Below are 21,927 nucleotides of genomic sequence, written 5' to 3'. Positions count from 1 at the left end.
GGGGTACCGCCAGCATTTCGGAAAAAAACCACGCTAAGCAAATTTATATGAAAAAAGAGCCGTATTTTACTCCGTTAAGAGTAAATCGGCTCTTTTATATTCAAAGGGCGTAAGGATTGTAAACTTGTTGCATGTAATCCCTCAAACTTATATTCACCTAAGAAATTGATGTGTTCCCAACCTAAAGGCCATATATACGGCATTAAATCCTCTCGAAATTCGCCTGTATCTTTTAATTCTTCTACGGCTTTTTCCATATAGACCGTATTCCATACACTTATCGCATTAATAATAATATTAAGTGCACTGGCCCGTTGCAATTGATCTTGGAGGGCTCTTTCTCTAAACTCTCCGCTCTTTCCGAAAAATATAGCTCTGGCTAAGGCATTTGTGGCTTCGCCTTTATTTAAGCCTTTTTGTATTTTTCTCCTCACTGATTTACTCGAAATATAATCTAAGGTAAAGATCGTTTTTTCTATTCGACCCATTTCACCAAGGGCGGTCGCTAATTTATTTTGTCTTGCATAAGATCCAAGTTTCCCCATTATAAGTGAGCTAGATACTTTACCTGTTCTTACGGAGTATGCTAACCGTAAAACATCATTGTAATTTTCTTGAATAACCTTTAAATTAATTTTCCCTTTTAATAGTGACTGAACATTTGGATATTCTTGCACACCGTTAATAGTAAAAAGTTTTGTATCCATTAAGTCACGAATACGTGGTGCAAAGCGGAAGCCTAGAAGATGTGTTAATCCGAAAACTTGATCTGTATATCCGGCGGTATCTGTATAATGTTCTTCAATCATGAGGTCTGTTTCATGATGAAGTAAACCGTCAAGGACGTATAGTGCATCTCGGGCATTTGTATTAATTACTTTTAAATAGAAGGAAGCAAATTGATCACTTATAAACCTATAGATAGTTGCTCCTCTTCCTGTTCCATAATGCGGGTTTGAATCAGCATGTAAAGAGCGAACGCCAATAGGTACCCGCATTCCATCTGAAGACGATGTATTACCGTCTCCCCAATATGTTGCTAATTGTCGCCTGTGTTGAAAGTTAACTAGAACAGACTGAGCTCGAACCATAGCATCATCATACATTCTCCATTGTGCAGTGTTTGCCATTTGTCTATAAGAGATTCCAGGAGTAGCCTCTGCCATTTTTGTAAGACCAATATTTGTACCCATTGCCATCAGAGTTGCTAATACTACATTCTTCTCTTCTTTATCAGGAGATTTGTTCGTTGAAGCATGAATAAATTGCTCATGAAATCCAGTCCAGCTGGAAACTTCTAATAGTAAATCTGTGAGCTTTATTCTTGGTAACATATTATGTAGACGGATACTAAATGCTTTTGCTTCTTCTGGAGTCCCTTTATCTAACCTCTCCACATATAGCTTTCCTTGGCTGATATCAACACCTTCTAATTTTTCACTATTTTTTGATAACCAGTCCAAACGTTGGTTTAGCGAAGTAATCCTTTCTGTTAAGTACTCCTCGACCGTTAAAGGAACTGCCAAGTAATTTTCCGCATTTATTATGTTTCTCCAATCCTCTTCAGATATTAAGTAATCATCAAATGCCTTATGCTGTCTACTTCCTGAAACAAATACATCTCCTGATCTTATGTAATTTCGCAACTCTGTTAATGCTGCAAGTTCGTAATAATGTCGGTTAACATTACCTTCGTCATCATATACATGTTTTTGCCAACGATTTGATACAAAATTCAAAGGTGCACTCATCGGTACTTTTCGCTTTCCGTTTATGTTTAAATCATGTATAGTATGAAGCGCTTGAAGTACTGGATCTGCCGATTTAGTTGATCCAAACTGGAAGACCCTTAATAGAGTAGGCGCATACCGCCTAATATAGGAATATCTAGTCTCCAATAAATCTAAATAATCATAACTTACAGGTCTTGATAGCTGTTTGGCTTCCTCAACCGATTCCACCATTTTATCCCACGGCATAACGTCATCTAGAGCTGTAAAAGCATCTTTTCCTACTTCTTTTGCTTCAATAAGTGCTCCACATATCTTGATAAATTGTATAAGTTTTTCATTCAGTTTTTTACCATTTACTTTTTGCATCTCATCTTGTGCTTTTTTTCCTTTTAATTGAAGATTCATCATAATACGATCGTGTATTTCAATTGCATAATCAATTAAATCTTGTGTGATTTCTAACATAAAAGCAACTAAAATACTATATCTTCTTACTTCGTCAAACCTTCTAAAGGCATATGGTTCATATTTTGATCCTAATCTTGCAAGTTGCCGAAGGCGATTAGAATTAATCTTGCTCGTATCAACTACAAGCCCTATATCTTTTACATATTCAAACCGCTCCACAACCTTGAGAAAAGACTCTGGCGATGGTTGAGAAGGAAGCTGTTTCAACCAAGCTAATGGCGAAATTCCATTGTTTGTGGGGAGAAGCAAAGCATCTATTCTTTTCTTTTGCTCAGATGTTAAGTCATCATACAAAATACTGTATATCTTTTGATCTGCTTGCTGTTTAGCTTCCCAGACTATATTTTCAATTACATACATGGCAGGAAGAATAACTTTTGATTTCCGCAACATGGACAGTGCTATTTCAATTAAATGAAGTGAGTTGCTGTTTTCCATAGCTTGTTGTGTGAGATGCATTAACAAATTCTCTTCATGTTTAGAGGAAAAATTACTAAAATCATACTCCTCACGAATTTCACTAAGATGCTCCCATAATGTATTACTACGATTGGCATATCTAGAAAACTCTTCTGCAGGAATCTGTAGCTGTCTTGCGATATGCTTGATTACTGACATAGGAATATCTTTATACTCGGTTAAAGCCCATCCAGGATAACGAATTAATGCCAGTTGAAGAGCAAAACCTAAACGATTATATCCTCTACGGTGCTTGAAAATTAAATGTAAGTCATGTTTAGAAAAGGTATGAAATGTTACCAAATCCCATTCTGTTAAACGTGATAAATCCATTAACTCAATTCGTTGTGCCTCCGACAGTAATTGTTTAACTCCCATTATTTCCGTTTTCCTCTCTTTAAGAATTTATTTTTATTTTTTAGTTTAGGTAGTTTAAAGTTATGTAGGGCAATGTTGTATATACGGTTAATTCTTTAACCACTTGTAGAAAGATCTCTGCAGATGCTATAAGGGGACATGAGAATAGCCTTTATTATACAAATTATAACATTTAACTAAGTATAATTTGATTAGTATATATCAAATGTAAAATCCCAGTCTTAATCCATAAAAAAAGAGCCCTATATCCCTTGGGCTCTACCATAAATTCGTATACAATAGTAGTCCTTCAAAACTAGTATTGTATGTATATAGTATTAATTTTTTTAAACTGCAGTAGATATAAATACAGAGTATACAGCACTTTGAGTAATTCCTGGAGTTATAAAAAGTGAGATAGCATCTGTCCTTGCAACTGGATTACCAGGTATTGTACTAGTCCATGTAACTGTTGCAGGGGCTACCACTGGATTAGGATTAAATACCTTTACAGGTTGTGCTCCAATATCAGTTGGTTTAATCGAAAACACTATAGTTCCAGTAATATTGGCTGTAAGTGTAAGCGTAATTGTAGAGACTATTTGACCAGCACCCGGTGAAGCTAGATTAGTAGGTACATTATCACATACTCGCAACAAATATACACCTGTACCTAAGTTATTTACATTTATAGAAGCAGAAAACGCAACAACACTACCAGCTCCTGCTGTTACATAAGGGAGCGTTTGTGAATCTGCACCAGGTGATCCTGCTATGCGCTGAAATCCCGCATTAGTACCACCAAAAAGGATAGCCTTTGTAGAAGTTGTTGCTGTAGCGCCAGTAGCTCCGGTAGGACCTGTAACTCCCGTAGGACCTGTAACTCCGGTAGAACCAGTGGCTCCCGTAGGACCAGTAGCTCCCGTAGGACCAGTAGCTCCCGTAGGACCTGTAACTCCGGTAGGTCCTGTAATTCCCGTAGGACCTGTATCTCCGGTAGGTCCTGTAGTTCCCGTAGAACCAGTGGCTCCGCTAGGACCGGTGGCTCCAGTAGGACCTGTAACTCCGGTAGAACCAGTGGCTCCCGTAGGACCAGTAGCTCCAGTGGGACCAGTAGCTCCGGTCGGACCGGTCGGTAGTGTAAATGGTGGAGTTGGCGGCAATGTAGGGCCTACAAGACTAGGATCAAACGCTGCAGCAGATATGAAATCAGCTTGGGCTAATTCGTTTGAATACTTTTTTTCATTCTCATCTGACATTATATACCTCCTTTCTCTTTAAAAAATTTATTCAATGTAGGGCTTGTACATACTATAAATTATAAAAGAAACAGTCTTTTCTAAAATAATTGAAAATATTCTTTGGATTTTCAAAGATTTATTTATTATTAATCAAGGTTAATCTCATTTGTATTTTATAAACAAACCCATTAAAAGAACTCTTACCAAAAACCAATATTTTTGTAACATTTCTCCCCTTGCTTCTATTTCTATATTTATAAGGGTTTTCGAGTTACAAAAAATAGTTACCAAAAGTATTACCAAATACCTTTACAATAAATGAACCTTCGGTACAATGAAAATATATGATTGTACAGGAGGAAGCAAATGATTATTGGTTATGCACGCGTATCTACGATTGATCAAAATTTAGATCGGCAAATCCATTCACTTACTGAATATGGATGTGAAAAAGTCATTCAAGAAAAATTCACTGGAACAATTCGAAAAAGACAAGGTCTTATAAATTTGTTTGATGTGATAAGAAAAGGAGATACTGTTGTAGTTGAAAGTATCTCACGTTTAGGACGGAAAACATTAGATATCCTAAGTATTATCCAACAGTTCGAAGAAATAGGAGTTCAATTTGTATCATTGAAAGAGAATATGGATACAAGAACGCCTACAGGTAAGGCTATGTTGCAAATGATGTGTGTCATTGCAGAATTAGAAAGAAATTTGATTGCAGAACGAGTGAAAGAAGGATTAGAAGCAAGTAAGAAACGTGGAAAAAAATTAGGTAGACCCAAATTAGAAAAAGAAAAACTCTCAATTGCATTACGCATGTATGACAGTAAAGAATACTCTATTAAAGAAATTGTAGAAGGAACTGGTGTATCACAAGGTTCTCTTTATCGAGCAATTAATCAACGAAAACTCGAATAAACACAGAATTAATAACCCTCTAAGTTTTCTATGCACCCTCTACATATTAAAGAGCCAATTTACTCTTAACGGGGTAAATTTCGGCTCTTTTTTAGATAAATTCTCTTAGCGTGGTTTTTTTCCGAAATGCTGGCGGTACCCCATGCCCATCAAGCTAAGGTTGGGTATTCCATGAACTTCCGTTCTTGTTGCCTACATGCTTGATATTTTGTTTATTTGTTTTTAAAAATACGCATTCCAAATAAACCTTAATAAGGTTTATTTTTAAAAGTTATGCAATTTTTTTATTTATATTGGATATAGTGCACTGATAAACAACGCCTAAAATATCAAAAACTGTCTTTTTCTCATATCGATGGGATTTCCGTCCGTTTTTCTGTAAGAGGTCAAACAGACGAAGAAAAATTTTTGATACTTCTTGAGTGTCTTGTTGTATAGCTTCATATACTAAGTACAGATGATCTTGAATCATATAAATTGCTTTATATTCACTTAATTCTTTTTGTTTTTTCTGTAGTAACAGCTGTCGCATTTTGAACATAGTGGAAGAACAAAGAAAAATAGCGATTAACTGTCCATAAAGATGACATTCTAGACGCTCTCGCTTAATATTGTGACAATGATTGATACCAAAAAGAGATTTCCATGTTTTAAATACAATCTCTATTTGCCAACGTAGAGAGTAAATCTCGTGAACATGTTCCATCGGAACAATTTCCCATGGGATGTTGGTAATATAAACATTGATTTCTGTTAAACGTTTACTTTTTTCAGAGTATGTAACCCCTTTTTTCTTTTCAACATAAGTTTGCTGTTTCCTACGTTTATGAACTTGAGTTGATGTGAGTCTATATATTACAACCCGTGAGGGTAATTTTTGTTGTCCAACATAGGCATTCTGAATTTCATAAGTATCTCCTGGTTTTATCTGATGCATGACATGTTCAAGGTCAAGTAAAGCATATAAAGATTGCTTTTTTACTGTCCCATCCCGAAAGAATTCTGGAGATTCATTTTTCACATATACTCTATTATTTAATTTCAACCGTGAAACATAGAATACCCCTCGTTGATCCATCTGATCTAAATCTTTTAGAGAAAAGTATCCTAAATCTCGGATACATAAATCTCCTGGTCGTAAGGTATCCAAACATTCTGTACCAAAGGTTTTATCATTATTTTTACCTGGTTCCATTTGAAAATTGAGGAATTTCCCACTATGTAAATCATACTCTAGTTGAATCTTAATACCAGCTGTCTGTGCACATCCTCCTGAACCAGGATAAATAGAAGCTAAATGATTGGGTACTTGAAAAATAGTAGCATCTAAAATACGTATACGTTGAAAATAAGAGGTGTATTGATTTGAGATTTGAGACGAATCGTTTAATTTGCTTTTGATTAAAAGGGAAAATACACGTTGTAGAAATAAAACAGCACATCGGTTAAAACGTTGATTAAGTCCTTCTGGACTTATAAGTGTAGCTGTATTTGCATAAAGCTGACTACATAATCGAGTAAGAGAATCGCTTGCTACCTGTTGACTAATCCAGATACATAAGGCAGCCAAATCTCGTGCACCATACTTACTTTTACGTTTTACAAAACCTACCTCTTGTGCGAGTTGTTGAAGAATATGTGGAGATAGATATCGCTCTAGTTCTTCAGCAAACAAATGAAACTCATCTTGAATCGATAGATTCATACAAAAAACGCCATCCTTTCTGTATATTTCTACAAAAAGAATAGCGTTTTTTTCGTTTTATGGATACAAATTCGTTTTTTCTTGATGAGCTGAACCACATAAATGGTTTAACTATGCTATCAAAACGCTTGGAGAAATCTCCAAGCGTTTTCGGTGTGTTTAATTTTATTTTTAAACAAGATGCACACTTAAGTTGTGGAAAGTAAATTATGTATTTTTTGTTTTAAGTGATACTAACAAAAAAATTATGAAATGAATGCAATATAACAACCGACCATAACGAACCTGTCTTTTTAAACACAAACCCAAAAATTAATCCAAGAAGAAAAACATATATTTGACTCCATAAATTTAAAAAATCCCCGTTATAAATCCAGATTGGATAGTGTATTGCTAAAAATAAGAAAGCTGTGATAAGATTGGCGTTCCAAAAAGGTAATCTTTTACTAATCTCTTGCAGAATTAATCCTCTAAATACAATCTCTTCTGTAATTCCTACTAAAAGAATAGCATTAAGATAGTTGTTGAAAGATAATGTGAAGTCAAATGTTTGATTATTAAGCATATAGGTTTCAAAGGCAAAATATAAACCAAGTAGCAATGAAAGAACTACCCCAAAAAATAATCCTTTTTTCACATTGATATTTATTTTTAAGTAGCCAATTGGATTAGTCTTTAAATAATATTTTATGTATAACCAAGTTGGAACAATCCAAATGGAAATCTTAATTAACGCAGTCAAAAAAGCTGCAGTAGTATCGCCAAATAAATGAATATATTTTGCTAACCATAATTCTTTAAAAGTCCAAGCGAGGTAAAATACGAAAAGATACAATGTAATTGGTTTTATATCACTAATTTTGTTTTCACTTTTTACACCTAATTTTGTTTCCATTTGTCCCTCCTAGAATTTGATATGTTTAAAATTTTCCGTCTATTGAATTTATTAAAAATCTTGTTCTACTAAACTTCTTCATCAGTTCAAGTACAACATTCCACAATCTGTATATTTATTTTAACATAAAATTTCCATTTCCCTTCAAAAAAATAAGTTCGCTCGATAATTACCTCGTTCTAATCGGATAGGTAAATATTAAAATAGTAGGGATACCGCCCCACATCCATTAACTTAAGAAATTGGTAGCTCCCCAAAACGAAGAAAATGAGTTGAATTCTCATAAATAACGGTAAAACAATAAAATTTTCGTCTTGGGGGCACTTCAAAATTTTAGCTTGATGGGCATGTGACGCTACCCCTAAAAGAAAAAATACAGGTGCAAAAATGGTCTTACGATCAAGTTCGATCATGGCGAAACGGAGAACTTGATTCGTTTGTTTCAAAAGAAGAAAAATCAGAATTAGAAAAGAAATTGGATGAAGTATTAGAAAATCAGCAATTACAAAATCAGTTTAATCAAGCGCTTGTTCAAAAATTACAGGAGATTACGAATGAATTATTGACGACGAAAGAGCATTTAGCTAATACAGAGAAAAAGTTAACAGAAGTAGAGGGTAAAAACAGTGAATTAGAAGTTTTTATAGAGAAGAAATTAGAGAAGCGAGATCAGTTATTGCTTGAAAACATTAGAGATATGCAAAAGCAAAATCAGAAACAAAAACGGAAAGGTTTTTTCGGTTTGTTTAAAAGTTAAATGGAGTTGCTATTATATAACAAGGAAATGCAGTACAGATCAGCATACAAGCATTCCCTTGTTATTATTATGTTACGCAGTTTTATAATTTTTTGTTTTTATTTTGTATAAGGAATCTAGGAATCCCATGAGAAATATAATTGCAAAGATACCTGTTTTATAAGAGATAGATTGGTCCTTTATTAGAGATACAGAAAAATCAATACTATAAAAAATAAATAGAATCCCAAAAATCCATATCCAGCTTTTTAACGTTTTGAAATTATATTGATAATTCGAGATTTTTTTCCACATATGTATTTCCCCTCCTTTTTTCTATGAATCATTATACATTAATTATAAGGTATTATTTTCCGATAACGGGAATTATATAAAAAAGCTAGCATGCATCTAGCTTTTTCTTTTTTGTTCGTGGATGTTTTAATCTCTTTATTTATCATGTTTTGAATGTATACTTTTATTAGTATTTTTGAGAGGAATGAGTAAATTCCTATAAATCTAATAAAATCATGGTAATGAAAGTAAAAAAGAGTTCTATGTTTTTGGGATTCTTTTTTTAGTTTCTGATAACATTGTATTAATTGAATGCAGAGGGTAATTTAGTAAGGATTTGAATATGTGAACCATTAGTTTACATGTATTAGATTAATGGTTTCTTTATTGGTTAGGGGTTTATATGTAATGATTTCTTAGAGGTGAATAATATGAATTTAGGCTCGCAATTGAAAAGGTTTCGTGAATTAAAAAGCTTTTCACAAGAAGATGTGGCTCGAAAGGTTGGAGTGACTAGACAAGCTGTTTATAAATGGGAGAGTAATAAAAGTTATCCTGATATTGATAATTTGATTTTACTTAATGAATTATATGAAGTAACAATTGATGAGTTAATAAAAGGATTAGGGGATGATAGGGAGGGGTTAGATAAAAAAGATAAAGATGAGTGTGAAGATGATGGGGATGAAAATGATTTTGGCTTTTTTATAGGTATTGTTCTTATATTTGTAGGGATATTTATTGGCATTGAAGGAATTTCTTTATTTATAACTATATCAGGGATGCTAATAATGGTATTTTATAGTGATGTGAAAAAAATAATTGTTAATGAATTTAAAATAAAAAGAAGACCAAACTAGATTTTTTTAGTTTGGTCTTCTTTTTATTGCTGTTTATGCCAAAATTGAACATATCTATGTAGGGCCTCAATGCTTTTTAATCCCAAAAACCCTTTAATTTCAATGGGCTTCATGCCATTCTGTAGCGCATTTAATATAAAACGGTTCCGTAGCATAGTAGGCGTGACATGAATTTCGGCGCGTTTTGCTTCTTTCTGTAACATGCGTTGTACAGCGATTCGAGTTAAAGCGGCGGGCTGATCGTTTTCATAGTCCCAGCGGAATGTCTGCGGGCCGAAATCAAATGCTACAAAGAAGGGATCGCCTGTTTGTTGGCGTGGCCTTACAAGATTAGGAATCTTATTGTAATAGGATAAGGCAAGTTTTATATGCTCTTTTGAAAGGGTAATAGATCGCTTGTAGGCGTGTAGTCCTCCTGGGGTAATGGTATTCGTTCCAAAGTGTATATCATGCATGGATAACGTTAAAATGTCCTGGATAGATAGCCCATAGTCTAACATGAAATGAATCAATAAAAGGTTTCGTTCCAGAATAAACTTTCTTCCTGACGCCTGGTAGTCGGTTAATCCGTTATAACTACGCATGACGCGGAATAGCTTTGTAATTTCTTGATCCGATGCAAAGTGTTTGGAAGTTAGTCCAGGAGGGGTGACATCACTTTTTAAATCCTGGGCCGCGCCATGAAACTGTAAAAAGTTAATTAAAATACCTCGTACACGTTTGATATTAGAAATTGACGCCCCACGTTCCTTTTTAAACGCTTTTAAGTATCCGTCTAATACATTTACATCAAAAGAACGAAAAAACGATTCTGGGGGCGATTTGATGTGTTTCTGAATCCAAGATATAAAAAGTGTGAGATCGTAGCGATATTGTTTAACGGTGGAGGATTTACGACCATGTTTTAACAAATCAGAAAGGAAAACATCAACAGAAAGTTCCCAAGTCATCTTTATATACTCCTTTTTCCTAAAAATTGTGTACCGCAATTATATACGAGAACTATACAAACAAACAATAGGGGATTCTAGGTCGAGGTGTTTTCTTTTTGGCTTGAGGGATTCCATGGCCAGGACATTGCGGGGCCATGCGGAGACATATGGGCCTGGCTAGACAGGACGTGTGGTTGTGATATAGGGGGATGTATAGATGTATTGAGATGAGTGGAAGGCGAATGATGGACCGATGTTGAGGGAGGACGATATGCGAGGAATGGGAATGGCCGCCGCCCCGCCTACGTAGTTTTATGAAAATCTGCCTGGCAACGGAATCTGATTCATAGCTGAATCAAGATACCCTTACCAGGAGAGCTTCAAGTTAAATCTAAGTTTCTATATATTCCCCGAAACCTAGTTCTATCAATGAGTTTAAGATAAGAATAAGTTCAGAATAACCTTAGTATGTTGTCGCAACTAATTCTGTAGATTTATCTCATATTATTCTGAATTAATTCTGAGGTTATTCTGTTTACTGAAATCCTCCTAATGAACAGAAATAATTGTTTAATTTTAAAGTGTTGTACTATATATTTACGGTAAAAATCACGAATATTAGTATGTATACTGTCTACAGATATTCGGTGTTCTATAGATTTGTATATTAAACGAAAAGAAGAGTCCTATTTTGATATTTAGTGTGATCTGTGGTTTATGTTTAAAAATCTAGAAAAATATAATGCTCAATATGGGATACTTTTTATTAATAAATCTTGTTTGAAAAAAATTAAAATAATTAAATACATTAGGATTTTTTTTTGCTCAATAAACCTTACTCTCACAAGGGATTAGAAAATTCTTCTTATTTAATTACTGATTTAAGAGCAAGTTCAATTCGAGTATAAATTCATAGTGTATTTGTTGTGAAGAACGTCCTTAATTTACGAAAATATAATAGCTTGATAATATGTTTAATCTATTAAAATAAAGAATGGCATGACAAAAAGCCTTGTTAGGGGAGATTTTTTTGAACAAGGCTATAAAACAATTATTTTTTGAAAAAAGAGATTTAGGCGTTCGGATCAATCATTTTTTTGAATAAATCCATTGATGGTATTAGATTCTTCATTGGTTTTCCAAATGCCATATTTGTTGTGCGTTCTTTTGCTTGTTGCTGTCTACGCTTCCTATTTGCAGTTAACTGTTTTGTATATGTTGTTATGAAGTGTGCAGGTGTACTTACTTGTGATTTGTTTACTTCAAACAGCTGTACACAGTCCTCAAAAGTCTTTCTTGCTTCCCAATCTACGCATGGCGGCATCCGTAATGCGATTGTATAAGCATCCTTTTCAGTGATATTTGTATCTTTACTTATGATATACATATAAAGTTTCTTTTGATCTTCGCTCATAAACTCATCCATTTCGCGGAATCGTAGTTCTAGCTTTTCACCCGAATTAGGGGCATTCATTGGCTGTTCTTTTACTTCTACTTCTTCATTTGTAGGAGCAACAGAATCCAATATATCTACTCCCTGGCATGTAGGTACAGTTGGCTTTTCGGTTTGATCTGTAGGTTTCTCCTGTTTTTTACTTAGTTTTTTAGATAGAAACTTTGTAAATGTAGAAAAAATATCAATGGAAAACGCCCATTTTTGCTTAAAATATTCAATGATTTTTAAATAATTAGTATTGAGGCTTAATATGTAAATAGATGGTGCAATCTTACCATGACGTCTTGTTTTGATTTGATGGCATACTTCAAGGTCCTCTAACCAATTCAGAATAAAGTTGATAATCGGCACAGAAATACCCGATTTTTCACTGATTTGATTTTGTCTCATTTGAGAGTATCCTTCTTGTACTAGGTAAGATAAAACAACTTCCAATGCCTTATAGCGGCGTGGTGTTTGTATGAAGAAATCTTTAGTGGTTTTACCTTCTGTATCTAAAAGAATTAGATCAATGGCTTTAATTACCTTTTGTACTGTTTTATTGATAGCGCCTGTAGGAACATGAACCAGGTGTGGGCTTAATTCTCGTTTTGCTGTACTTAGCAAAAAGTTATTTAGTAGCATAAAAAAACCTCCTATTTTTCCACCACAAATAAACAGGAAAAACAGAGGTTTTATATTCACAATAGATATACGTTATGGTATAATTTTAGTATCAAGTTTGATACTAAAGAAAAACATATATACTTATAGTGTGAATTAAAGCCCCTATCTCTTGGAGTTTTTAATTGGATTCTAGTTTGGCGACCGGGAACCAATTAAAAACGATGCGGTGGGGTTTTATTTTTTTTATTTATATCCAGCGTGCTTTCTGGAAAATTAATGATACGAGTAAGTTATTTTTATTTTACAATTCTATTTGCATAATATCAACACTATAAGTTCATATTTGACTATAAAATATGAATTTAAATGTCTTAACATGTCTACTTCTAAAATTTTCAGAATATTAAGGGTATAGTTTAGAAAAACATAGGTTCGTATGATATGGTATAATTTTCTTATTTACATGTACGTTTCTGAATATTCTTAAAACAAGAAGAGGTGAAAATATATGAAGAAGTTATCTAAGGAAATCGACAATTATTTATCATCTAAAAATAAGACGTATACAGATTTAGCAAAAGAAATTGGAGTTGCCAAATCTACAGTTTCAAACTGGATTAATAAAGATAAAGAGTTATCTATATATACTTTTTCTAAAATTACACATGTGGTTTTTACAAACGATAAAGATAAACAGGAACAGAAAATCATAGAGTATTTAAGGACTTTAGGTGACAGGTTAAATATTAATATAAAAGTAGCGTTTGCATTGGCTCATTTAAACGATCATTTAACACTAATGGAACAGATTTATGAGATGTGTGAAGAAAACAATGATCTGGAAATGAAACGATTAGCAAATGTTTTTAATTTATATATTGAGCGTTTAAAAGGAAAAAATGTTAGAGAAGTGTATTTAAATATTGAAAAGGCACGAGCTAAAAATAATAAGAAGAATTATGATATAGAAATTTTTTGTGACATACTTAGTATGTTAATTTTATGCGATTTGGGCGATTTTGGATTAATGGAAGGGTATAAAATTAGGATTGAGGATAATTTTAAGTTTGTGACTAATGTTTACTTGAAACAATTATATGAATTTTGGGTAAAAGAACTTTGGAGTTATGCAGTATTAAGGAAAGATAAAAATTTAGAGTTTGAAAGAGAAAATAGACAACTAAGAATGTCTAAGGATTTGAACTTTTTCCCTGTTATGGAGGCTTTATTGAATATTAGAAGTGGGGAAAATGTTATGTTTTCCGATTACAAAAAAGCTTTATATTTCTTCCAAGAAGCATTGTATGTATTAAATGGTGCGAAAAGTAGTTTGAAATACAACATTGCATTAAATGATATTAATTTCATTAGAATAGTTTGGTGGAAAGATTTAGACAAAATTGATTTTGCAAAACTTCATCTTGCAGAATATGCATTATATTTGATTAAATTAGGGAAATTCCAACAAGCAATATACATATTGGAGCAAATAAGGCTGAAAAATGGCGAATTAACACCTCTTCAAACATGTTATATGGGTATGGCTAAAAAAGATGTACAGTTAATAAAAAAGTCTATTGATATGTTCAAAGCAAATAACGATTTTTTATATGGGAAATTTGCAGAAGGAATATACAATGAATATGCAGAAAGTGTAATGTAAGATTAAAGGGAGGAGAGAACCAAGTGAAAAAGTTATATGCGTTGATGGTAGTTACTTTGCTGTTATTACCCATAGCAAATAGTTCACCAAGTAAAGTGGATGCAAAACAATATTACGCTAAAGTTGAAAACTTAGAAAATCAAAAACAATTTTATAGAATGATGGTTGATCCAGGTGGTGGAGGCTGATTCTTAATTTAAAATTTAATTTATATTTTTCAAAAGACATCGTTTAAGCGGTGTCTTTTGTGATTTTATAAACTGTTTTACAAGTTCTTGGATAGGATTTTGTGAAACAATTGTATGTTTTTTCACAATATAATACTAAAAGCGGAGGGTTAGTTATGGGGACAAAAGGATTAGGTGTGAATGAGTTGATTGAAATTGTAAAAGAAATAGATTTACAAACTTTTAGTGAAATTATAGAATTATGCGCAAGCTATGAAAATGAAGAATAAGAGAGTCTCATTATTGAGGCTCTCTTATTCTTTTTGTTCAACCTCCATTTTTAATTTAGTCGCATATTTTAACAATTCTCTCTCGATTTGGGGCTTATATTCATCTGGCACACTCATGTATTTTTCGTGAAGAAGTCGTGCTAAACGCTCAACAGGATCTTCACCTTTTACTGTTTTTAATATTTCGGCATCTGGAATTTCACTTTGTAACAGTGACGCAGTGTTTACTCCTAGATAGTTTGCGATTTCTTCTAATTTATTGAGGCGAGGCTTCTTTTCACCAGTTATCCAACTAGAAACGGTTCTGTAAGTTGTTCCTAAATCTTTCGCCATTTGTTTGCGATCAACACCTTTTATAGCTATTAATTTCTTTATGTTTTTCCCTAAAACATTCTCTGTAATTTCCATTTTATATCACTCCATTTTTAGACGTTTAACAAAACAAGAAAATAATTATCACTTAAAGTGATAAAAATATGAACTTTAAGTGTTGACTTTCGGCTTAAAGCCGAATACAATGTAATTAAGGGAAGGGAGGGTGAAAAAATGCTAGCGTCAGAAAATAAAACCATTGTACGAGAATACAGGGAATCCAAAGGTTTAAGTATTAAGGAAGTTTCTAAAGGCGCTAAAATTCCAATCGGCACATTATATGATGTTGAAATTGGGAGAAGGAGTCTCAAAGCCAACAAAGCCAAAAAAATGGCTGATTTTCTTGAAGTTCCGATCGAGAAACTTTTCAAACCAACATATTATCGTGCAATACCCATCACAGATTGAATTAACCTCATGTGTTATTGATTAAATCTATCTTATTTATATTCCTACTAAGTGTATTGTAAATGAAATTCGGCAAAAAGACGAAATAATTATGACTAAAGTATGTAGTTCTATATTTAGAAAGATAAAATTCTAAATATTCTGTCCTTTGAAAACTGAATAATCCTAAAGGAGCTGTAAAAAATGGTTTTGAAACGATCGTATCAAACACTACTACTCTTTACGAGTGTACTTTTATTCGTTATGAGCTTCTTGATTCCACTGAATCAAGCCAGTGCGGAGGTAATCAATAGAGAAAGGTATCAGATGGATTGGGCCTATAGTCCGCAGTATGGGAAAGATGTTCGTACAGAGCTTCTAAAGAACGCGAGTGGTCAAATTGCGTATTGTCTGGTATACGGTTTAAAATCCCCAAATGGAGAGGATTTACCCGAAGCGGGCAAAACAGATGATGTATCCTATCATGTCTTAATGAATGGATACCCACAGAAAACACCAGAAAGTTTAGGTGTTTCGAATAGGCAAGAAGCCCATTACGCGACACAATTAGCTCTTTGGAATGCACTGGGCCAGATTTCTGTTGATGAATTACAGTTCAAGAATGTGGCTGTTGAAAAAGCGGCAAAGAACATTATTCATGCGGCAAATCAAAGCCAGGATACACAAGATGTCTGGATGAATGTCATTCCAACGGATAAACAAGAAGCGCAATTAAACGGTGAATATTTTGAAACAACAACATACAACGTTCAAACAAATGCAAAAAAAGGTACATTCCACGTAGAAATGAACAATGCACCACAAGGCACACGTATTGTGACAGAACAAGGTGAAGCAAAAGAAACGTTCCAACTAGGAGAAAAGTTCCGTATTCAAGTACCAAAATCCTCTAAGAGTAGTGAACTATCTCTAAAAGTCGTTTCAAATCTAACAAATATTCATGCAGTTGTGTATAAAGGAACAAGTACGATTCAAGATGCAACTGTATTATTAGAGCGTAGTACAGAACAAGTAAGCACAGATTTACAAGTATTCTGGAAAGCAAATGGCGCCTTAAAAGTCATGAAAGTGGATGAAAACAAAAAGCCGCTACCAGGCGCAGTATTTGAAATCGCCAACAGCAATCAACAAGTTATGGGAACGATTACAGCTGACAAAAACGGTATCGCTGAAATGGGTAACTTAGAACTTGGCACATACACTGTAAAAGAAGTGAAAGCACCTGTTGGATATGTGTTAGATGCTACACCAAAGCCTTTTGAAGTAAAAACAGGTGAAGTTGCTGTTGTAGAAATGAAAAATGTACAAATCAAAGGCAATATTGAAATTAAAAAGGTAAGTGATACAGGCAAGATTCTCCCAGGCGTTGAATTTACAGTATTTACGCCAGAAGGAAAGCCAGTCACAAAAGTAACAACAGATCAAGAGGGGATTGCGAAAGTACATTCTCTTCCGTTTGGAAATTATTACTTCCAGGAAACGAAAGGATTAGAAGGTTACTTATTAAATCAAACAAAGTATCCATTTGAAGTAAAAGAGCATAATCAAACACTTACGTTTGAAGTGAAAAACGATCAAGTAAAAGGAAATGTACAGCTCTTAAAAGTAGATGAAGATGGAAAAACGAAATTAGAAGTTGCTGTTTTTATCTTAGCTGATGAAAAAGGTAAGAAAATCAGTGAGCATAAGACAGACAAAAACGGGTTAATCAAAATTGATAACATCCCATTCGGAAAGTACCAATTCATTGAAAAGACATCACCAGCGGGTTATGTGCTGGTAAAAGAGCCGATTCCGTTTAGCATCACTGAAAACGGGAAAACAATTGAGCTAGTTGCAAAGAATACGAAGATTAGAGGCTCAATTGAAATTACAAAAGTAGACGTAGCCGATGGAAATAACAAGTTACCAGGAGCAGAGTTTACGATTTATAACGAGCCAGGCCAGGAAGTCGTGAAAGGAAAAACAAACGAACAAGGCATTGCGAAGTTTGATAAACTCCCAGCAGGAAAGTACACATATAAAGAAACACTTGCACCACAAGGTTATGTGTCACATGAAGAAACATTCTCCTTTGAAATTAAAACGGATGGTGAAGTGATTAAACACATCGTAAAAAACAAAAAGATTGAGGGTAGCTTAGAAATTACAAAAGTAGATGTAGCCGATGGAAACAACAAGTTACCAGGAGCAGAGTTTACAATCTATAACGAGCAAGGCCAGGAAGTCGTGAAGGGAAAAACAAACGAAGAAGGCATTGCAAAGTTTGATAAACTTCCAGCAGGAAAGTACACATATAAAGAGACATTCGCACCAGAGGGATATTTAATCAATGAAGAAACATTTTCTTTTGAAATTAAAACAGATGGTGAGATTATCAAACATGTTGTAGCAGATCAGAAAAAAGAAGTTCCACCAACACCAGAAACGCCACAACCAGAGCAACTGGAACAACCACAGCCAGAACAACCAAAACCACAACCAGAGAAGCCACAAACACCACAGGTCATTGAAAAACCTGTACCAACACCAGAGAAACCACAACACATTGTAAAACAACCACAACCGATGAAAGAACAACCTAAGAAAGTAGAAAGTCATTTACCAACAACAGGCGGCAAAGCTGAAAATCCATATTGGAAATGGATTGGTGTTACATTTGTCGTTCTTGGTAGCATCCTAGCTGTTTACGCATTTAGAAAACGTAAGAATCAAGAAGTGTAAAAAACTCTCAACTGATAAGGGAGGGCGGGATCAAATGTGCATATTTGATGTACATTATCAAATCAATGATAGGAAATATACGAAATCATATTTACTTGCATTGGTGGAAGATGGGTTTCAGTTGCGAAAAAATATCCAACATGTTCTGTTCAAAGAGCACCAACAAGAAATTACGATCCTTTCTACAGATTTAGAAGAATTAGATTTAGTAGCTTCATAATGAATGAAACCTCTTAGATGTACAGGATATTTCTATTTAGCGATATAGAAAGATAAAACAATACAGGAGGATTTCTTATGAAACCAATTAAGCATATGCGAAGTAAACGCGGTTTTTATATCGGTCGAGTTCCTCATACAACACATACACCTTCAACAAATAAGCGTACAGAAGAATAGGCGGGAAGAATGGGGAAGAGCATGATTTTCTCTTCTCTCTTGGTCACGCTAGACCCTTACAAAAAAGCGCGCAAATCATAATATTCATGGGAGGACATTCTTTCACTGAATATCCTCCCCACTTAAAAGGAGGAAGCAAGTTGGGAAAACAAGCGTATCAAAATCGTCAAGAATGCTGGGAAACGTTCTGGAAAGAACAAGTAACGGTAAATGGTGAATTAGATATTGAACAAGTGAAGCAAGAACTCTTCAATTATAAAACACTCTTAGATCAAATTAATCAACCTCAAAACGGAATCATGCAACCTCAAATTCTAATTCAACTAGCCGCTGAAGAACGAACACAAAAGCATCGTGAAAAACTAGTAGCCCTTGCATAAGGTCATTTCAAGGATAGAAAGGAAGTGAAGAAGTGGCGCACAGCAAGCTCGACAAAGAAATTGAAAACTTCATAGAAAAGAACTGGAAAATGCTTTTAGGTATAGGAGCTGTCGCATTTGTCTGGTTTTCTAAAGAAAAAATCCTCACAGAATTGATGAAGCTGGTGCCAACTGTAGTCGGTGTGTTTCGTGGGATTGCCTTATTGATCCTGTTAGGAATTGTCATACGAATTGTCTTACATGGCATCTATTTATACCTAGAAAAGAAGCGGTATCGATATGTATTATTCATCCCTCACATTGATGATGAAGTTACACCAGATAAGCTAGGGCAAATGATTCGGCATGTACATGGTTCGGGTCGAAAGCCTTTAGAACGCCTGTTAAAAGGGCGCGATTGGTACCGCATGACTATGTATCGTCCAGAGGGAGAAAATGAGCGTGTCCGCTTTTATGTAGGTGGTCCAGAGGATAAGATCAAACAGGTTGTGCAAGCCATACAAAGCGCCTATACCCACAGTGAAATTTATACCGTCCCAAAGGAAGAAATGCCATTTCCAACAAGGAAAGCGGTAGGAGGACGGATGGTATTAAAGAGAAAGCGGCTAGATGCCACGTTATCACTAGCACGCTATACACGTGATGTATTACCGATGTTAGGAAGCGCAATGGAAGAAAAAACATGGATTGATATTGCTTTTACACCAGATAACGGATACCAGCTGACAAAAGGGATTCGAAAAGCAGAAAAGGCCATTCGAAAGAAGAAAAAGCATGGGCTAGATGCCTTTGAAAAAGAAGAGATTCGCGCATTAAATAAACGGTTTGCAAAAAATGAAGTGGCGTTTCAAGTATCTGTTTCATTTGCAAGTGACTATTATCCTGGTGTACCTGTTATCAAGAACTTAGGGCATATGGTCGCAAGTATTATGGCAGATGTGAATGAACTTAGATACAGGCGTTTTAGACGCAGTATGCCAGCTGTACCACATCCCGTATACGGAAAAATGATTTGGACGGGATCAGAGCTATTAAACTTGTTGCATCTTCCAAATGTAACGGGTGATAAAAACAGCAAGACAGAGCGCAACATTTTGTATCTAGATAAAGGGGAAAACATGATACCGAATGATTTATTAGCCGAAGGCATTTCAATTGGTCATGTGATGCATCCCTATATCAAGGATCGATTAGTGAAAATTCGAGAAGACTTTTTCAAGAATCATGGTTACATTACGGGAAAAGTTGGGTCTGGTAAAAGCACCATTGCTATGAGGTTGATGCAAAGTGTCATTGATAAATGGATAGAAAATCCGAATGAAGCGGGTGGATTGTCTCTATTTGATCCAACTGAAGATTTGGCATATGTAGCAATGAATCGACTATTGAAAGCGGAAAAGGATGGGAAAGAAGTGGATTGGAGTAAGGTTCACTTTATCCGTTTTCGAAACACAGATCATCCACCAGCTTTGAATTTGTTTCATCGTTTTCCAAATGAAGATATCCAAACAGTGGTTGAATCCATTATGGAAATGATTAAGTTAATGATTCAAGGGCAAGCACAACAAACCGAAAGATTACTAAGAGCGATTATTGGGACGTTACTTTGTGATAAGAGTCAAATTCATACCATTTTAAGTATCCCATTATTCATAAGTGATGAACTGTTTCGAGCAAACGTAATAGCCAATTTACAAGGGCCAGAACAAAAATATTACTCTCACTTTTGGAAATATGAAGTAGGAAGCGCATTAGAAGACAGCACACAGGCAATTTTAAACCGATTAGATATCTTCCGTAATACGTTGTATTTAAAGCGTATGTACGGGCAAACAGGCTTTTCCTTAGAAATTCGGAAGTGGATGGATGAAGGCCACCTTATCTTTTATGATTTAGCGGGCATGGGAAAAGAAGATACATTACTAACAGTCGGTTACATTTGTAATCAATATCACCGTATCGCCCAACAGCGGCCGCATGGTTCAAAACTACATTTAGGCGTAATAGATGAAGCCCATGACGTGCCAGTACCCGTTCTTCCTAAAATTATTGCGAAGGATCGGAAACATGGATTTGGATTATGGGTGATTACCCAGCAAGTTTCGGGACAGTTAGACAGAGAGCTAACAGACATGTTAACAGAGGCGGGCGGAAATTACTTTGTATGTAGGCAAGGTCATAATTCCGCGAAAACGTTAGAGGGCATTATGCAAAAGCAATTCCGTACAGAGTATTTGCAAAACCTTCCTAACTTAGTTGTAGCGATTCAAACGCAAGATTATATCAGAGGTGAAGCAAAAAATGTATGGTGTACCATACGTGTTCCACCATTAGACCGCTATCTACCAAATGGAAAAGCGGCCAATTACAAAAACGAAAAAGAAATTCATACATCAAATAAATGGACCAGAGCAAAGATTCATTCTTTAGAGCAACAAAACGGGAAAGCAGGATTAGAAATCGATAAGGAAATTGATGAGTTTCTATATGGAAAAGGCAAGTATCAACAAGCCGAAAAAGTCAATTTAACAAAAGAAGAACCTGTTGTGACATCGGGGCTAGATGAATTAGAAGAAAAAGCACCTTCCAATGAAGAAGTGAAAGAACCTGTTTCCGAAACAAAGCCAGTTGAACCCACACATCAAGCGCAAATTATCCCATTTCGAAAACAAGCTACCGAAGCGGTAAAGGTGAAAGAAGAAAAACAAGAAGTGAAACAGCCAGAAACACAAACAAAAGAATCAGAAATAGAACTTCCAGAAGAAACGCCAATCATCGAACCATCAAAGGGTGAGGATGAAATGGAGGCAGTTATGAAAGGAGAAAAAAGCATTTTCGATATGTGGGAAAAGGAGTAG

Annotated in this window: 17 protein-coding genes and 2 pseudogenes; 11 read left to right on the top strand and 8 right to left on the bottom strand. The window is 34.8% G+C overall.

The window, feature by feature from the left end; translation table 11 throughout:
• Window positions 1-74: 74 nt before the first annotated feature.
• Together NZ044_RS30765 and NZ044_RS30760 are read right to left on the bottom strand one after the other, a co-directional pair.
• Window positions 75-3,038: a Tn3 family transposase gene (locus NZ044_RS30765; RefSeq protein WP_340950146.1), complete on the bottom strand. Its 2,964-nt coding sequence runs from the start codon at window positions 3,036-3,038 to the stop codon at window positions 75-77.
• A 326-nt stretch (window positions 3,039-3,364) separates the two neighbouring features.
• Entirely contained in the window at window positions 3,365-4,276 is a 912-nt protein-coding gene (locus tag NZ044_RS30760) for an exosporium leader peptide-containing protein (protein WP_340950147.1), read from the bottom strand.
• A gap of 348 nt (window positions 4,277-4,624) precedes the next feature.
• Here NZ044_RS30760 and NZ044_RS30755 point away from each other — a divergent pair, with 348 nt between their 5' ends.
• The gene (locus tag NZ044_RS30755) at window positions 4,625-5,182 is read left to right on the top strand and encodes a recombinase family protein (RefSeq protein WP_340950149.1); all 558 of its coding nucleotides are present in this window, start codon (window positions 4,625-4,627) and stop codon (window positions 5,180-5,182) included.
• Between the two features lie 271 nt (window positions 5,183-5,453).
• On the opposite strand, the gene NZ044_RS30750 is transcribed toward NZ044_RS30755, so the two are convergent.
• Both NZ044_RS30750 and NZ044_RS30745 read right to left on the bottom strand, forming a co-directional pair.
• Window positions 5,454-6,887, bottom strand: coding sequence for an IS4 family transposase (locus tag NZ044_RS30750; protein ID WP_097946452.1), 1,434 nt, complete (start codon window positions 6,885-6,887; stop codon window positions 5,454-5,456).
• A gap of 223 nt (window positions 6,888-7,110) precedes the next feature.
• Window positions 7,111-7,782: a CPBP family intramembrane glutamic endopeptidase gene (locus NZ044_RS30745; protein WP_000448501.1), complete on the bottom strand. Its 672-nt coding sequence runs from the start codon at window positions 7,780-7,782 to the stop codon at window positions 7,111-7,113.
• A 361-nt stretch (window positions 7,783-8,143) separates the two neighbouring features.
• Here NZ044_RS30745 and NZ044_RS30740 point away from each other — a divergent pair.
• Window positions 8,144-8,539 (top strand): annotated as a pseudogene (locus tag NZ044_RS30740) (MerR family transcriptional regulator); the annotation flags it as partial.
• A 72-nt stretch (window positions 8,540-8,611) separates the two neighbouring features.
• On the opposite strand, the gene NZ044_RS30735 reads toward NZ044_RS30740, so the two are convergent.
• The gene (locus NZ044_RS30735; protein ID WP_340950367.1) at window positions 8,612-8,833 is read right to left on the bottom strand and encodes a hypothetical protein; all 222 of its coding nucleotides are present in this window, start codon (window positions 8,831-8,833) and stop codon (window positions 8,612-8,614) included.
• Window positions 8,834-9,243: 410 nt separating this feature from the next.
• Between NZ044_RS30735 and NZ044_RS30730 the strand changes: the two genes are divergently transcribed.
• A complete protein-coding gene (locus tag NZ044_RS30730) occupies window positions 9,244-9,672 on the top strand; it encodes a helix-turn-helix domain-containing protein (RefSeq protein ID WP_050224822.1) in 429 nt (142 codons plus the stop codon).
• Window positions 9,673-9,695: 23 nt separating this feature from the next.
• On the opposite strand, the gene NZ044_RS30725 is transcribed toward NZ044_RS30730, so the two are convergent.
• Both NZ044_RS30725 and NZ044_RS30720 read right to left on the bottom strand, forming a co-directional pair.
• Window positions 9,696-10,622, bottom strand: a complete 927-nt coding sequence (locus NZ044_RS30725) for a tyrosine-type recombinase/integrase (RefSeq protein ID WP_340950364.1) — start codon at window positions 10,620-10,622, stop codon at window positions 9,696-9,698.
• Window positions 10,623-11,676: 1,054 nt separating this feature from the next.
• Window positions 11,677-12,684, bottom strand: coding sequence for a hypothetical protein (locus tag NZ044_RS30720; RefSeq protein ID WP_000926052.1), 1,008 nt, complete (start codon window positions 12,682-12,684; stop codon window positions 11,677-11,679).
• Window positions 12,685-13,174: 490 nt separating this feature from the next.
• On the opposite strand from NZ044_RS30720, the gene NZ044_RS30715 reads away from it, so the two are divergent.
• Window positions 13,175-14,329, top strand: coding sequence for an AimR family lysis-lysogeny pheromone receptor (locus tag NZ044_RS30715; RefSeq protein WP_000736504.1), 1,155 nt, complete (start codon window positions 13,175-13,177; stop codon window positions 14,327-14,329).
• 23 nt (window positions 14,330-14,352) lie between these two features.
• Window positions 14,353-14,517, top strand: coding sequence for a hypothetical protein (locus tag NZ044_RS30710; RefSeq protein WP_000737805.1), 165 nt, complete (start codon window positions 14,353-14,355; stop codon window positions 14,515-14,517).
• Between the two features lie 293 nt (window positions 14,518-14,810).
• Here the strand turns inward: NZ044_RS30710 and NZ044_RS30705 are convergent, their stop codons facing one another.
• Window positions 14,811-15,194, bottom strand: a complete 384-nt coding sequence (locus NZ044_RS30705; RefSeq protein ID WP_000406480.1) for a helix-turn-helix domain-containing protein — start codon at window positions 15,192-15,194, stop codon at window positions 14,811-14,813.
• 138 nt (window positions 15,195-15,332) lie between these two features.
• On the opposite strand from NZ044_RS30705, the gene NZ044_RS30700 reads away from it, so the two are divergent.
• The 6 genes and pseudogenes from NZ044_RS30700 to NZ044_RS30675 all read left to right on the top strand — a co-directional run bounded on the left by NZ044_RS30700 (window position 15,333) and on the right by NZ044_RS30675 (window position 21,927).
• Complete coding sequence (locus NZ044_RS30700; protein WP_000881123.1) at window positions 15,333-15,566, top strand: helix-turn-helix domain-containing protein; 234 nt, start codon at window positions 15,333-15,335, stop codon at window positions 15,564-15,566.
• Window positions 15,567-15,749: 183 nt separating this feature from the next.
• Window positions 15,750-18,290 (top strand): SpaA isopeptide-forming pilin-related protein, encoded by a 2,541-nt coding sequence (locus NZ044_RS30695; protein ID WP_000243362.1) that lies wholly within the window; start codon window positions 15,750-15,752, stop codon window positions 18,288-18,290.
• A 34-nt stretch (window positions 18,291-18,324) separates the two neighbouring features.
• Window positions 18,325-18,510 (top strand): hypothetical protein, encoded by a 186-nt coding sequence (locus NZ044_RS30690; protein WP_000334852.1) that lies wholly within the window; start codon window positions 18,325-18,327, stop codon window positions 18,508-18,510.
• A 77-nt stretch (window positions 18,511-18,587) separates the two neighbouring features.
• Window positions 18,588-18,770 (top strand): annotated as a pseudogene (locus NZ044_RS30685) (hypothetical protein).
• A 59-nt stretch (window positions 18,771-18,829) separates the two neighbouring features.
• Window positions 18,830-19,069: a hypothetical protein gene (locus NZ044_RS30680; protein WP_000517906.1), complete on the top strand. Its 240-nt coding sequence runs from the start codon at window positions 18,830-18,832 to the stop codon at window positions 19,067-19,069.
• A 32-nt stretch (window positions 19,070-19,101) separates the two neighbouring features.
• Window positions 19,102-21,927 (top strand): ATP-binding protein, encoded by a 2,826-nt coding sequence (locus tag NZ044_RS30675; protein ID WP_340950356.1) that lies wholly within the window; start codon window positions 19,102-19,104, stop codon window positions 21,925-21,927.

Origin of the sequence: Bacillus sp. FSL K6-1338 (genome assembly GCF_038006965.1) — a bacterium.
Taxonomy (GTDB): Bacteria; Bacillota; Bacilli; order Bacillales; family Bacillaceae_G; genus Bacillus_A; species Bacillus_A thuringiensis_S.
Note: the sequence above shows the minus strand (reverse complement) of the source record. Positions and strands in the feature narration are given on the sequence as shown.